The organism is Pedobacter lusitanus, assembly GCF_040026395.1.
GTDB classification, from domain to species: Bacteria; Bacteroidota; Bacteroidia; order Sphingobacteriales; family Sphingobacteriaceae; genus Pedobacter; species Pedobacter lusitanus.
The window spans coordinates 3,035,814-3,049,843 of the sequence record NZ_CP157278.1 but is presented as its reverse complement, the minus strand read 5'-3'; the positions used below and the strand labels follow the sequence as shown (position 1 = coordinate 3,049,843).

The 14,030-nt window shown below is 40.7% G+C and carries 12 protein-coding genes; 8 read left to right on the top strand and 4 right to left on the bottom strand.

The annotated features are described in order from the left end of the window. Position 1: 1 nt before the first annotated feature. The gene (locus tag PL_RS12995; protein WP_041881628.1) at positions 2–349 is read right to left on the bottom strand and encodes a diacylglycerol kinase family protein; all 348 of its coding nucleotides are present in this window, start codon (positions 347–349) and stop codon (positions 2–4) included. Between the two features lie 193 nt (positions 350–542). On the opposite strand from PL_RS12995, the gene PL_RS12990 reads away from it, so the two are divergent. The 4 genes from PL_RS12990 to PL_RS12975 all read left to right on the top strand — a co-directional run bounded on the left by PL_RS12990 (position 543) and on the right by PL_RS12975 (position 5,681). Beyond that, positions 543–1,955 carry a sugar MFS transporter gene (locus tag PL_RS12990; RefSeq protein ID WP_348619687.1) on the top strand — a complete coding sequence of 471 codons (1,413 nt, stop codon included), beginning with the start codon at positions 543–545 and terminating at the stop codon, positions 1,953–1,955. A gap of 149 nt (positions 1,956–2,104) precedes the next feature. After that, entirely contained in the window at positions 2,105–3,514 is a 1,410-nt protein-coding gene (locus PL_RS12985; RefSeq protein WP_041881632.1) for an alkaline phosphatase, read from the top strand. A 54-nt stretch (positions 3,515–3,568) separates the two neighbouring features. Then, a complete protein-coding gene (rlmF, locus tag PL_RS12980; protein WP_041881635.1) occupies positions 3,569–4,516 on the top strand; it encodes a 23S rRNA (adenine(1618)-N(6))-methyltransferase RlmF in 948 nt (315 codons plus the stop codon). Between the two features lie 22 nt (positions 4,517–4,538). Then, on the top strand, positions 4,539–5,681 hold the full coding sequence (locus tag PL_RS12975) for a putative sensor domain DACNV-containing protein (protein WP_041881637.1): 1,143 nt from the start codon (positions 4,539–4,541) through the stop codon (positions 5,679–5,681). Between the two features lie 70 nt (positions 5,682–5,751). On the opposite strand, the gene PL_RS12970 is transcribed toward PL_RS12975, so the two are convergent. After that, positions 5,752–5,910 carry a hypothetical protein gene (locus tag PL_RS12970; protein ID WP_162836341.1) on the bottom strand — a complete coding sequence of 53 codons (159 nt, stop codon included), beginning with the start codon at positions 5,908–5,910 and terminating at the stop codon, positions 5,752–5,754. A gap of 475 nt (positions 5,911–6,385) precedes the next feature. Here PL_RS12970 and PL_RS12965 point away from each other — a divergent pair, with 475 nt between their 5' ends. From PL_RS12965 to PL_RS12955, 3 genes are all read left to right on the top strand, one after another. Beyond that, positions 6,386–6,721, top strand: coding sequence for a PadR family transcriptional regulator (locus PL_RS12965; protein ID WP_041881640.1), 336 nt, complete (start codon positions 6,386–6,388; stop codon positions 6,719–6,721). A gap of 4 nt (positions 6,722–6,725) precedes the next feature. Further along, positions 6,726–8,321 (top strand): PspC domain-containing protein, encoded by a 1,596-nt coding sequence (locus PL_RS12960; protein WP_348619686.1) that lies wholly within the window; start codon positions 6,726–6,728, stop codon positions 8,319–8,321. A 72-nt stretch (positions 8,322–8,393) separates the two neighbouring features. After that, positions 8,394–8,822 (top strand): CBS domain-containing protein, encoded by a 429-nt coding sequence (locus PL_RS12955; RefSeq protein WP_041886036.1) that lies wholly within the window; start codon positions 8,394–8,396, stop codon positions 8,820–8,822. Positions 8,823–8,843: 21 nt separating this feature from the next. Here PL_RS12955 and PL_RS12950 read toward each other — a convergent pair whose 3' ends face one another. Further along, positions 8,844–11,567: a carboxypeptidase regulatory-like domain-containing protein gene (locus tag PL_RS12950; protein ID WP_348619685.1), complete on the bottom strand. Its 2,724-nt coding sequence runs from the start codon at positions 11,565–11,567 to the stop codon at positions 8,844–8,846. Positions 11,568–11,900: 333 nt separating this feature from the next. Beyond that, positions 11,901–12,533, bottom strand: coding sequence for an NAD(P)H-dependent oxidoreductase (locus PL_RS12945; protein WP_041886038.1), 633 nt, complete (start codon positions 12,531–12,533; stop codon positions 11,901–11,903). 273 nt (positions 12,534–12,806) lie between these two features. Here PL_RS12945 and PL_RS12940 point away from each other — a divergent pair, with 273 nt between their 5' ends. Continuing rightward, on the top strand, positions 12,807–14,021 hold the full coding sequence (locus PL_RS12940; protein ID WP_041886040.1) for an OmpP1/FadL family transporter: 1,215 nt from the start codon (positions 12,807–12,809) through the stop codon (positions 14,019–14,021). The last annotated feature ends 9 nt before the right edge of the window (positions 14,022–14,030 follow it).

Genomic DNA, 14,030 nt, shown 5'->3' with positions numbered 1-14,030 from the left:
ATCAGATCAGTTTGGGGATAAAAATCAGCGCTGCAATAATTACCGAAATAAAAGCAGCGACAATAACAGCACCGGCAGCTACATCTTTTACTTTTCCGGCCTGAACATTGAATTCCGGCGAGACCAGGTCAACCAAAAGTTCTATCGCCGTATTTAAAAGTTCGGCCACAAGAACCAGACCGATAGCCAGTAAAATCCATAGCCATTCATTGCCGGATAGTTGTAAATACCACCCCGCGATTCCAACCAGCAGTGTAGCAACCAGGTGGATCTTAAAATTCATTTGCGTTTTTACCGTATAAGCAATTCCGGATAACGCATATCCAAAACTCTTGATTAATCTTCGCATAATATCAGCTGTCAGTCAAACTTACAGAATTAACTCAATATTTGGTTTTCATACCCGCTTACAACGTTATTTTTACCAGACCAACACAATTTACCCCGCAAGAAACAGTTTATTTTCTTTTATTTGCTGATTCGATTTAGGAATATCAAAAAGCCTATTTCCACAATTAACAAATTCAGATATTTAATCAGACATGGAAACCACTACCCCAGTTAAAAAAAATAGTTCTATTATTCCTCTTGTTACGATGACGCTTCTTTTCTTTATGTGGGGATTTATCACCTGCATGAATGATATTCTTATTCCGCATTTAAAGGTGCAGTTTAAGCTGAATTTTCAGCAGTCAATGCTGGTTCAGTTTGCTTTTTTTGGTGCTTATTTTATCGGGTCATTAATTTACTTCCTGATTTCCTATTTTAATGGTGATCCGGTTAACAAAGTGGGTTATAAAAAAGGAATTATCGCCGGGGTGCTGCTTTCGGCTGCAGGCTGCTGCCTATTTTATCCCGCAGCGACATTATCAGTCTATGGAGTCTTTCTGGCTGCATTATTTGTGCTGGGTTTGGGCTTTACCATTTTACAGATCACAGCGAATGCCTATGTAACCCTGTTAGGACCTGAAGAAAGTGCTTCAAGTCGTTTAAACCTGACCCAGGCCTTTAATTCCTTCGGAACTACTATTGCCCCGATTCTGGGCGGACACTTAATTTTTACCCTGTTTCTGGAAAAAAACGGAACCGCATCAGCAGATTCTACGCGTATTCCCTATCTTATTTTTGCAGGTATCCTTGTTTTGCTGGCTGTAGTTATTGCTATGGTGAAGCTACCCTCTTTCAGTAGTGAAGAATCATCAGAAAGAGGTTTGGGGGCTTTGAAATTTCCTCAGCTGAAAATGGGGATTTTTGGCATCTTCTGTTATGTGGGAGCCGAAGTAGGTATAGGAAGTTTGCTGATTGCCTTTATGGAACAGCCTGATATTACCAATCTGACAGAAGTGGTTAGTAAAAACTATCTCGCGCTGTACTGGGGTGGAGCAATGATCGGAAGATTTCTGGGGTCTATTTCACTGAGCGAACTACCGCAGACAAAGAAGCTGATCTATATGGTTCTTACTGCAGCAGCAGTGTATCTGGTGGTATTCAGTATCGTTGATCTGACCTTTGCACAAACCAGTTTCTTTATCGTATTTATTATCTTAAACATCATTGCTTTTGTGATCGGTAAATCTGCTCCGGCACGTACACTGGTTATTTTTGCAGGAGTGAATATCGCCTTATTGCTGTTTTCAGTTTTCAGCAAAGGCAGCATGGCTTTATACCCGATTTTAGGTATCGGTCTGTTTAACTCCATCATGTTTTCCAATATTTACACCCTGTCTATCTCCGGACTGGGAAAATATGTAAGCCAGGGCTCATCCCTGCTGGTGATGGCCATATTAGGCGGAGCCTTGTTACCGTTAATACAAGGGAGTATTGCTGATTCCAAAGGCATTCAAATTTCATTTATCCTGCCGGCATTATGTTATCTGTATATACTCGGTTTTGGGTTGTACTGTGCTAAGCGGGGGCATGGTGAAAATGAAAAGGGAGTAAGGACTAATCATTAACCTTTAGATTGATCATATTTCAAAGCCGTCTGTTTGTTCATCAAACAGACGGCTTTTGTTTTTATTAACAAAATGGTAATGTCAGGTTCTGTTTAAGCCTACAGCCAGAATATACCTTTGCCCTGTTTATTATCAGAAAGAACAAAACTATGAACAGAAGATCACTATTGAAAGGCGGTTTACTTGCCGGTTTAGGTTTGCCATTTATATCACCGGCAGAACTGCTGGCACAGGCTAAACCCTATGCTAAAAAGGCGAAGAATATCATTATGCTGGTTAGCGATGGAATGAGTACTGGTACGCTGAATATGGCAGACATTTACTCGAACCGTGCCTTTGGTAAAGGAACTCACTGGATACAGTTGTATAAAGATGCTAAAGTGAACAGGGCATTGATGGATACTGCATCGGCAAACTCACTGGTTACGGATTCTGCTGCTGCCAGTTCTTCGTGGGGCGGTGGTATGCGCGTTAAAAATGGGTCTCTGAACGTAGGTCCGAAAGGAGAGACACCACAGCCAATTTTACAGAAATTCAAACAGGGTGGTAAAAAAGTAGGTTGCGTAACTACGGTGCCTGTTACCCATGCCACACCAGCTGGCTTCTGTGTAAACATAGACAGCCGTGACGGACAGGATGAAATTGCAGAGATGTACCTGAAGTTAAAGTTCGATGTCATGTTGGGCGGAGGTGCTGAACATTTTGATGACAAAAGAAAAGGCGGAAGCATTATACCTCAGTTTCTTGCCCAGGGATTTAAAGTTGCGCAGAACAGGGATGAAATGATGAATCTTAAAAATTCGGGGCCGGTAATCGGGATTTTCGCACCTGATGGTTTACCCTATGAAATCGATCGTAAAAACTCTCCTGAGTTAATGAAGAAAGTGCCTTCACTGGCAGAAATGATGAATAAAGCCATTTCCTTAATGAAAGATAACCCTAAAGGTTTTGCTTTGCAGGTAGAAGGTGGTAAAGTAGACTGGGCCGCTCATGGTAATGATACCGGAGGTTTGATTTTTGATCAGCTGGCTTTTGACGAAGCGGTAGGTCAGGCAATCGAATTTGCAGAAAAAGATGGGGAGACACTCGTGATCATTACTACCGATCACGGCAATGCCAATCCAGGATTGTTTTATGGAGATACCTATAAAGACTTTGATCGTATTCAGCATTTTAAGCATAGCAATGACTGGATCTTAAATCAGCTGAATAACGCATCGGCGGAAAAGAATGTGACCGAACTGATTGAAGCAGGGACAGGAATCGGAATTACACCTGCTGAAGCGAAACAGTTACTAACACATTTCTCGGATATTGTTCCGGGACAATTATACAATGCCGCTAATCTGCCGTTTAATGAACTGGCCAGAATTCTCGGAAAATATACACTGGTACAATGGGCCGGCATGAACCATACAGCCGATTATGTAGAACTCACTATGTTTGGTCCTGGAAGTGAGTCATTAAAGCCATTCATTAAGAATTATGAGCTCCATAATTTCATGTTAAATGCAGCAGAAATGCCGGCCGATTTTCTGGCCCCTGTGGTTAAATCATAGATTTATCCCGCAATATCTATCAATTAACGCTTACCTTTGGGTAAGCGTTAAATTATGTCTGTTGAAAAACAAATCCTTCATCCCAGAAATCAGCACCGTTCGAGGTATGATTTTCCACAATTAATTAACAGTTGTCCGCAGCTGGAACCATTTGTATTTATCAATCCTTATGGAGATCAATCTGTGGATTTTTCAAATCCTGTAGCAGTAAAGACACTGAATAAAGCTTTGCTGATCCATTTTTATGGATTATCAGACTGGGATATCCCTGAAAACTATCTTTGTCCGCCTATTCCCGGCAGGGCAGATTATATCCATTACCTGGCAGATTTACTGGCCTCAGTAAACGGCAATAGCATTCCCAGAGGTAATTCGGTCAAAGTACTGGATATCGGCGTGGGGGCGAACTGTGTTTATCCGATTATTGGTCATCAGGAGTATGGATGGTCATTTGTTGGCTCTGATGTAGATAAAAGAGCTGTCAGTTCGGCAACTAATATTGCTGCGGTTAATCCATCACTGACTGCTGATCTGTCTTTCAGACTGCAGAACTCTTCTTCAAATATCTTTAATGGAATAGTTAAGCCCGGCGAACTGTTCGATCTTACTTTATGTAACCCGCCTTTTCATGCTTCTGCCGAAGAAGCACAAATGGGCAGCCAGCGTAAAGTCCGTAACCTGGGTAAGCAGAAAGGAAGAGAAGTCGTCCTTAATTTTGGTGGTCAGCATTCAGAATTATGGTGTAAAGGAGGAGAGGTAGAGTTTATCCGCAGGATGATAGAAGAAAGTGCCCGGATCGCCAGACAATGCAGCTGGTTTACCACACTGGTTTCTAAAAGCGCTCATCTTTCAACGGTCTATTATGCTTTGGATAAAGTGGGTGTAAAAGGAGTGAGGACCGTAGAAATGGCTCAGGGACAGAAGCAGAGTCGTTTTGTAGCCTGGACCTATTTGTCAGTAGATGAGCAGGCAGAATGGAGCAGAAAGCGATGGAAAAAATAATTTAATATCTTAACTTTAAGCCATGATCTATAAACCCACTTATCAGGCGGCACAAATTATCGCTCCTAAAGTTGAAGCTATTTTTGCGCAGCATCTGGCCGCTGCCAGAGAAAGTGGAGAAGAAGATCTTGCTCCTTTGCCTTCGGCAGAGATTGTTGAAGCTATTATAGATGCTACCTTTTGGGCAAGTATCCGTAAGGAAGAAGGTCATTCTCCAAAAATATCACTGGCTTTTTTGCCGCCCGCACAGGGAGGCAGTCCTTTACTTTTTAAAAATCGTCTGCCGCTTAACCCTACAGTCTTAACCAAGATTGCACCAGGTGTTGAACGTGCAGGTATTCACATCGGAGTCTGGCAGGAAGATGGAGAACTATATATCTGGGGTACAACCACCAGTATTCCTAATTTCTGTTTCGTACTGGATGTTTCAGAACCCGCCCTGCTGGTGATCAAACACCGCAGGATTTATGGCTTTGGCAAATTCACCAATATTGCAGTGCTCAAAGGCGATCAGATCAAGATTGTGGATGTGAATAGTGCGCGGCATCCCGATGCTCCGCCAATGTTACTGTCTCTTTTAGACCTTACCGCACCTTCTTACTGGAACGATACGGTCAATGTGCTGATACAGCTGGCAGTCTCTATGCGTTCCCATCAGCGCGGGGGAACATTATTAGTGGTTCCAAACGGGAACAGGAATTGGCTGCAATCTATTATCAAACCTATACAATACGGTATACAACCTGCTTTTTGTGGTTTATCTAACCTGTTAAAACAAGACAGGAAACAGGCCAGTCAGATTTTCTGGCAGACCGTACTGAAAAGAGAAGTTGAACATCTGGCAGGTTTAACTGCTATCGATGGTGCAACAGTGATCAGTGATGAATATGAGTTACTGGCATTTGGTGCAAAAATAGGCAGGGCAAAAGGTAAAGAACTGATAGAAGAATTATCATTTATAGAACCCATTGCAGGCGGTGGTGCAGTAGTCATGCATCCGGCTAAGGTAGGCGGCACCCGTCATCTTTCGGCAGCACAGTTTATACAGGATCAGAACGATGCCATTGCACTGGTAGCTTCTCAGGATGGACATTTTACGATTTATTCCTGGTCTCCTTTGCAGCAGCGTGTCATGGCACACCGGATTGACACCTTGTTATTATAAAGCATAAAAAAAGCGTTCATCTGAAAGATGAACGCTAAAAAATTAATATATTATTCAGATTCTTATTGTGCTAGGAGAAGATAATTGCTCCGGCAATAACGCCAAGGAACAGTATAATCATTACTACCCTATCGATATTAACCCATTGTTTTTGAGTTATCGCTTTTTCTTGTCTCACGCGCTCTGACCTGGCAAAGGCATGAGTTAACAGATTCAATTTAATTAGCATATCCGAGTATTTAATGATCTCTTAGCTTAAGACAAATGCTGCGCCAAAAAAGCCAGGTCATGTTAAAATGTTAATAATTATTTCTTTCTGTTGACATTGCTTTTTTATTTTATAGCAAAATACTTTTTTTGAACGGTGATATGACAGTCAACCAGTTGTCTGTGTACTGTTTAGCGAACAGTTTTTGTCTGGAAATCCAGCCTTCGGTAAAGCAGCATACAGACAGCATTCTTTGCTTCTTTTCGGACTTCGGACAAAGCAGATGATACTCCGGATTACCCATTTCTGCTGTTGAAAATCAGTCCGTTCAATTCCTGATTCTGCACGTTTTTTTGAAAATATTCAGTAAATATCTCGCTGAATTATTTTTTAACATAAAATTATCTGTCACTATATCAGTATGTTACATTTTTAATTCTGTTTTGTACAGTACTATGTATTGCATATTACTATATAAAACACATAACTTTGAATTATGATAGCAGAAAATACACAAACGCAAATGCGCAAGGGCATACTGGAATATTGTGTGCTCCTGATTATATCAAGAGGAGAAATTTATGCCTCTGATATTATAGCCGAACTGAAGTCGGCGAAATTACTGGTTGTAGAAGGGACGCTCTATCCGCTGCTGACCAGGTTGAAAAATAACGGGCTGCTGGGTTATAACTGGGTCGAATCCACTTCGGGGCCGCCGCGTAAATATTATACACTAACACCATTGGGTACATCCATACTGGCCCAGTTAGACGGAACCTGGGAGGAATTATCCTTTGCAATAGCGAAATCGAAGAACCACACAAATCTATAAAGCCATGAAGAAGACATTAAATATAAATATTGGTAATTCTATCATTCACCTGGAAGAAGATGCCTATGAGTTACTCACCGGTTACCTGATAGAAGTTAAACAGCATTTTGGTAAAAGTGCCGATGATTTTGAAATCGTATCTGATATTGAAAACAGAATAGCTGAAATGTTTACCGAAATACTGCATACACAGCAAAAGCAGGTTATTGAGCGGGAAGATGTTCAGGTGGTGATCGGTCTGATGGGTTCTGTTAAAGATTTCGAAGATCAGTCAGCAGATGAGCCGGCAGCTGATTATAACTATGCTTACTCTTCTGCTTTTGCCGAACGTAAAATATACAGAGACACAGAAGAGGCAATGGTAGCCGGGGTTTGTTCCGGTTTGAGTCATTATCTTAAAATGGATGTCAGTATTTTACGTGTAGTTACTGTATTATCGGTTTTATTAGGCGGGTCTGGCCTGATTGCTTACCTGGTCTTGTGGATTGCTATACCTAAAGCATCTACCCGGGCCGAGAAAATGGCTATGAAAGGGGAGGCTGCTAACCTGCAGGGTTTTAAAAGAAGTTTTGAAGAAGAGCTGTCCAACTTGAAAGAGAATTTCAAAAACGCTAATGAACATTTGCAGCCACTGGTAAAACAGTCAGGTAATTTCGTCACTGAATTTATTGCAGTTTTAGGCAGTTTTTTACAAGGCTCGGGAAAGGTCATTTTTAAGTTCATCGCGATCATTTTACTCATTACCGGATCAGTTTTGCTCTTGAGCGATTTTGTTGCACTGGCAGCAGTTCTTGGTGTCTGGTATTCGGGAGTGACACAGGTTTTTCCTTTTAATATCGTTAACGGATCTTATCTGACCCTTTTTAGTGTTTCGGTATTTATTACAGCAGGTATACCTTTGCTTGGATTAATCCTGCTTTCGGTAAGAATGGCTTTCAACACCCGTCCGGTAAATCAGATGGTATCCTATGGTTTATTGTTAATCTGGTTAGGTGCACTTTCGGTTGGTATTTTCTTTGTCGCAAAGATTGGCGGTGAATTTAAAGAAGAAGCCAGTTTTGCACAGACCAAACCACTGAAAAGTTATCCGGTGTATACACTGGAAATAGACAAGTCTATGTTTTTTAGTAAAGAAGATAGTTTAAGGTATCAGCTGAATTCAACTGATTACGTAGGAAAGGTTATTCAGAAGGATCCGGAAAGTTCTAATACAGCACCCCGGAGTGTAACGATCAGAATAGAAAAAAGCGAAGGTAATTTAGCGACAATGACAGAGAGCTACAGTTCAAAAGGAAGAGATTTTGCAGCAGCCTTAAATCAGGCAAAAAATATACGTTATGACTTTATGCAGAAAGATTCGCTGCTGAAATTCAGCCCTGAAGTTCATTTGCAGAAAAATGCTTACTGGAGAGATCAGCATGTCGAGTTACTGATTAAACTGCCTGTAGGAGCTAAACTTAAAATCGCCAGAAATCTGGATCGTTATCTTAACGGATACTCGTTATGGGATTGTGGTGAAGAGAACTTTATTGAGGAGAGATACCAGGGGATCATCGGTGATGAAGGACTGAAATGTCAGATAGAAAGAAAAGACGACTAAAAAAAACACAGGTTAGGAATTAACTAATTGAAAAAAAATGAGTAAATTCAAATAGCTAATTCTTAACCTGTTATGAAAACCGTAAAACAATTACTCAGCACTAAATCAGCACAGATCTTTTCGGTTACGGCAGAAACATCTGTTCTGGATGCCCTCAGCGTAATGATGGAAAAGAACATCAGCGCATTACTCATTCTGGAAGACAGTACATTACTGGGGATTTTTACAGAAAGAGATTATGCAAGAAAGATTATCCTGATGGGAAAGACTTCTGCCGATACCCCATTAAGTGAAGTGATGACTGCAAATCCAATTACAGTGACTAATGAAGATAGTCTGGATCATTGTATGAAAACAATGACCGACAGACATATCAGGCATTTACCTGTTTTAGCAGATAACAAAGTGATTGGTATGGTCTCTATCGGTGATGTGGTTAAATTTATCATCGAAGACCAGAAGCAGACCATCTCCCAGCTGGAAGGTTATATTAACAGCTAGACTCAGGTCCGCCAGGATTCTTTATTTAACGGTATAACGGTAAATATAACGGCCTACGTTACCGTTGGCATCCACACCTTCAATAACAGCTCTGTAGGTACCTTTGCCATCAGCGTTGTAAAATTCAAGGACTGTATCGCCTGTGGCATTCGTTACAATTTTAGGGTTCCAGTAAATGGTTGTTCTTAAATCGTTACCGGTATATGAACTGGTTTGCGTCAGGTATTTAGGCGCATAGAATTCTCTTGTTTTGGTATATCCCTTTGGCGTGAACTTAAGCATGTTGCTTTGCGGCATCATTTTCTTTAAGTCGGCAAGTGTCATATTTGACTTAGGGATTTTTTTCGTGTTCACGACCAATACCCCATTACAGTTATAGTTCTTAAATACAAGTCCCAGCTGATCTTTCAGGAATATTTCCACAGACTCTACATCTGCAGGCTGGATACTGCTTAAGTTAATCGCATCCACGGCCATTCCGTTAATAAATACCTGTACCGGGGTGCTTTTGTTACCCTGCATATAATCGCGGGTGATAAAGAATTTATCTGTATCAAATGTAAGCCCCATTGCCATCGTTTTAAGACACATCAGCATATCGTTACAACCCTGAAAACGTTCTCCGTCTATCAGGTGATCTGCCATCATACTCAGGCCGGTCAGCGCAGTATAATCTGTGTGGCTTGGTTTTTTAACTGTTGCTCCTGTAATCTTCACCTCTTTAAGCGTACGCAGATTGCTGTATTGTTTTTTACTGTTATCCAGATAGGCTGATAAAGTACTGTCAATATTCACCACTTCTGTAGCCAGGTTAGGGTTGCCGGTTATTTCAGGGAAAGGAGGAGGGTCCAGTACAATCATCATATTATTACCCGCAGCATTGTATTTTGCATTGATCAATAGCTCTGCACCATCTTCAAAAACAAGATTCGGGAAAGTAAAAAGACCTGAATTAGTAGTCAGTGCCTCTGATGAAAGTGTCCGGCCAGGACTGGTTAAACGTAAAGCACCTTTTCTTACCGGCATTCCAGTGCGGTCTCTGAGTATACCTGTCACATTGATTCCCTGCTCGGGAAGGAAATTGTTTGCCGGAAACTTATTGACCATAATGTCTTTGTAAGAGAAGCGGCGGTAACCCTGTGTCAGCATCAGTACATCAAGTTCTGCACGTTTTTTTTCGTCAGTTTTAACAAAGTAGTAATTTGGTTTCTCTACAAAACCCTGAAGATCAGAAGTAAGTAACAGTGAACTTAATATAGTCGTTTCTGTGTTTTCATCAACAGGTACTTTCTGCTGGTCAGTTACACTAAGGGAGAAATTTCCAACCAGACGCTGTGTCGAATCTTTGGCAGAAACAGTCATTTTTACTTTTTGTCTGACCTTATAAGCAGGAAGATCTGATTTTAAGGTCAGGTTCATCGCATTCTTATGCAATACAAAAACCAGACGTTCACTTATAGGCTCGCCTGTTGCATTAAAAAGAGTCAGCTGAATAATTCCTGACGGAAATTTATCCGTGGGTATTTTTGCTGCAGTAACCTGGGTTTGTAGTTTTGATTGTGCAGCATAGTATACCTGACCCGCATTCTGAGCTACCAGGTAAACACTCTTACCCTGATTTTGCTGGAAATAACTGTCACTGGCTACAATTTTGAAATTGATCAGTCCTGGATTGGTCGTGTTGGCCTGTACTGAAACTCCTGATTCAACAGTTTTTGGCAGATCTATTACTTTTTTTGTACCATCACTGAAAGTAACAGTGGCTTTATAGGTTTTACCACCTTCGGGATTCAGATAGAAAGTACCCATACCTAAATGAGTAGAGTTAAATGCTGTAATCTGGTTACCATCGCTGTCAGCTACAGTTCCTTTAACTTCAATAGCCAGACCATCCTGTCTGATAGCTTTAAAAGCAACCTGAGTTGGTATTCCTTTAATCAGTTCACCTCCTTCGGGAAAGAATTGTATATCTGTACTTGTTGCTTTGGGTTTCAGGACAAAAGAGGCATTAAGCGTCTCCTGGTTACCCATATTGATTTCGGTAGTCAGATCGCCTTTAGTGATGAATTCATTTTTACGCGGACTGATACTGATTTTGAGCACCCCGTTCTGATCGGTAACTCCTTTACCTTTGCTGACTACTTCATAGTTGGAAAGCAGGCTCCAGTTGACGGGTTTGTTAGCCAGGATTGCTTTATCCAGGGTTTTAAACTGAATCTGTGCATTGATCACCTGACTTTTATCAGTTTGTGTATTTGTATAAGATAAATGGGTAATCAGTTTTTTATCAATTGCTTCTCCAATGGGAATAGTTTTGGTGAAGAAATAATCCGGACTGTTGTTAAACATCCATACCGTATAAGCTCTGACGTAATAATTGCCCTGTTTGAAATTCACCATGTCCAGCTCCAGACTTCCGTAGGCCATACTATTGGTAACTGGTAATTTAAGTGATTTAACCAGTGAATCCTGGCTGTTCAGTACATCTACATACACTACTTTACTTAATGGCGAAGGAATGTTTTGTTCAAAGGTGAGATAAGCTTTGAAAAACATGGTGTCTGCCACACTATAATAAGGCTTATCAAAATGAAGATAAACTTTTTCTACAGGATGCTGCTCGGCGATAATCTTCGATTTGCTGAGTATAGCGTTTAATATTGTCGTGTCCTGTTGAGCTGATGCCTGAAAATTCAGGGAAAAGCAAAGTATAGATAGTACAAATGATAATTTAAAATAGTTCATGAATAGCTTATGATGCAAGATTAATCTTGCTAATATATTGATTTAAGCAGGAGGTTGCATAAGATCGGTTAACGTTTAACATATTTTGACATTTGCCAAGAAATGTGACGCTGTTGTAATCGTGTTAAGTACAGGGATGGTCTGTTTCCATAGCAGGTCAGTAACAGGTCCACGCTGAGTCCACCTTTTTACGCAAAAAGGTGGACTCAACGTGGACTCACTGTGGACTCGCGGTGGACTCATAGTTATCTCTTACAGGCAGAGGTGCGAAGGCTGTAAACAGAAAAAGGGAGCCTGGTTTCCCGGACTCCCTTTTAAAAAAGATGGATGGTCTTAATTAAATTCTATAATGAATTCATTAGCCGGTGTACGCACTTTTTTCAGGTTAACCAACCAGTCTTCACTTTCGCTTCTGTAGCCTAATGGTAATAAGGTTACACTGCGAAGACCTCTTTGTCTTAAGCCTAAAAGCTCATCCAGTTCGGCAGGATTGAATCCTTCCATTGGAGTCGCATCAACTTTTAGCAAGGCAGCCTCAGCAAGGGCTACTCCAAAACCAATATAAGCCTGTCTTGCGGCATGGTTGAAATTTACCTCTTCAGTTCTTGTAGTATAGTTTGAAGTTAATTGAATTTCGTAATCTGATGGAGTTTCGTCAGGTAAACCACGTTCTGCATTGGTGCGTGCAAAAACAGATCTGATGTTTTGTTCAGTGTAATTATCCCATGCTGCAAAAATCAGCAAGTGTGAAGAATCAACAATCTGTGTCTGCCCGAAAGCTACAGTCTGTATTTTTTTCTTTAATTCCTGGTTTGTCACCACAATTACTTTAAATGGCTGTAATCCAGAAGAAGTAGGTGCAAGACGTGCAGCTTCAACTATTTGGTCAACCTTAGCTTGCGGGACCTTTTCTCCATTCATTTTTTTGGTGGCGTACCGCCATTTAAGCGCATCTATTAAGCTCATATTTTTTATTTTCTAGAGTTATATATCTGTTTGAACATCTAATTAATAACAGTGTTAACAAATGTAGACATGTTATTTAGTTTTGGTGAAAAGCGGTTGTGTTTTTACTTTTGTATGATATTATAGAAGTTGAACTGAATTAAATGAATGAAAGAAAACTGTCATAAGATTTGGATAAGTTTTATTTATTTAGTAAAATCGTTAATTGTTATGCTTGCATAAAATTAACGGGTTATAAGAGCAGACAAAACGTCAATTTAATACCAACCAAATATGAAAAAGATTCTACTAAGTTTTTTACTGGCAGTGCCTATTCTGGGCTACTCCCAGGCCTTCCAGGTTAACCTTCAGGGGCAAAAGCAAACCGCAATGGGCGGAGCAGGTACAGGGGTCGCTTTAGATGAAGCAGCAGTGTTTTTTAACCCTGGAGCTGTATCATTCCTTAAAAAGAATGGTGTACAGGCGGGTGCGAGTGCAATTTTCCTGAAAGCAGCTTTCAGAGAAAACGGTTCTAACCTTACTGAATACACGAAAGAAAAATTAACGTTCCCACCGGCAGCTTATGCTGTATTCGGAAATCCTAATAACAGACTGCGTTTTGGTTTGGGTGTTTATGTGCCATTTGGTGGTGCGGTACACTGGGATCCGAACTGGACAGGTAAATATGCTGTTACCTCACTGGATCTGCAGGCTATTTATGTTCAGCCAACGCTGAGTTACAAAATTACTGATCATATCGGTATTGGTGCGGGTTTGGTTTATTCAAGAGGAAAAGTTGATTTAAGAAGAGGGATTCCGCTTACTTTAAACGACGGGACTTCGGGAACTGCGCAGCTTAAAGGAAATTCAAATGATTTTGGCTGGAATGCAGGTATCTACGTAGAAACTGTTTCAGGCGTAACTATTGGTGTGAGTCACCGTTCGCAGGTAACTGCACAGGTAAAAGATGCGGATGCTATATTTAAGGTTCCGGGTGCATTGCAGGATGGCTTCCCTACTAAATTCAGTGCTAATTTACCTTTACCGGCTACTTCTTCAATTGGTTTAGGATTTTATCCGTCTTCAAAAACGATTATCGCAGTTGATGCCAACTGGGTTCACTGGAGTAAATATAAAGCGCTTGTACTTGAATATAATAACAATTCAAGAATTCCGGATACACACTCTCCAAGAAATTATCATGATGGTGGTGCGGTACGTGTAGGTATTCAGAATATGGCTACTGACCGTCTGGCTTTAAGACTGGGAGCTGCTTATGCTTTCACACCGGTTGGAAAAGGTTATGTAACACCGGAAATACCGGATGCAAACCGTATCCTGCTAAGTGCTGGTTTAGGTTACAAAGCGTCTGAAAGATTCAGCATTGATTTATCTTTCTTGTATGAAAATATTAAATCAAGAAATGAGACCAATCTGGAGACAGGTTTAAGCGGTACCTTCAAGACTGTTGCTTATATCCCTGGTCTTTCTTTATCTTATAAATGGTAATCACCTTTC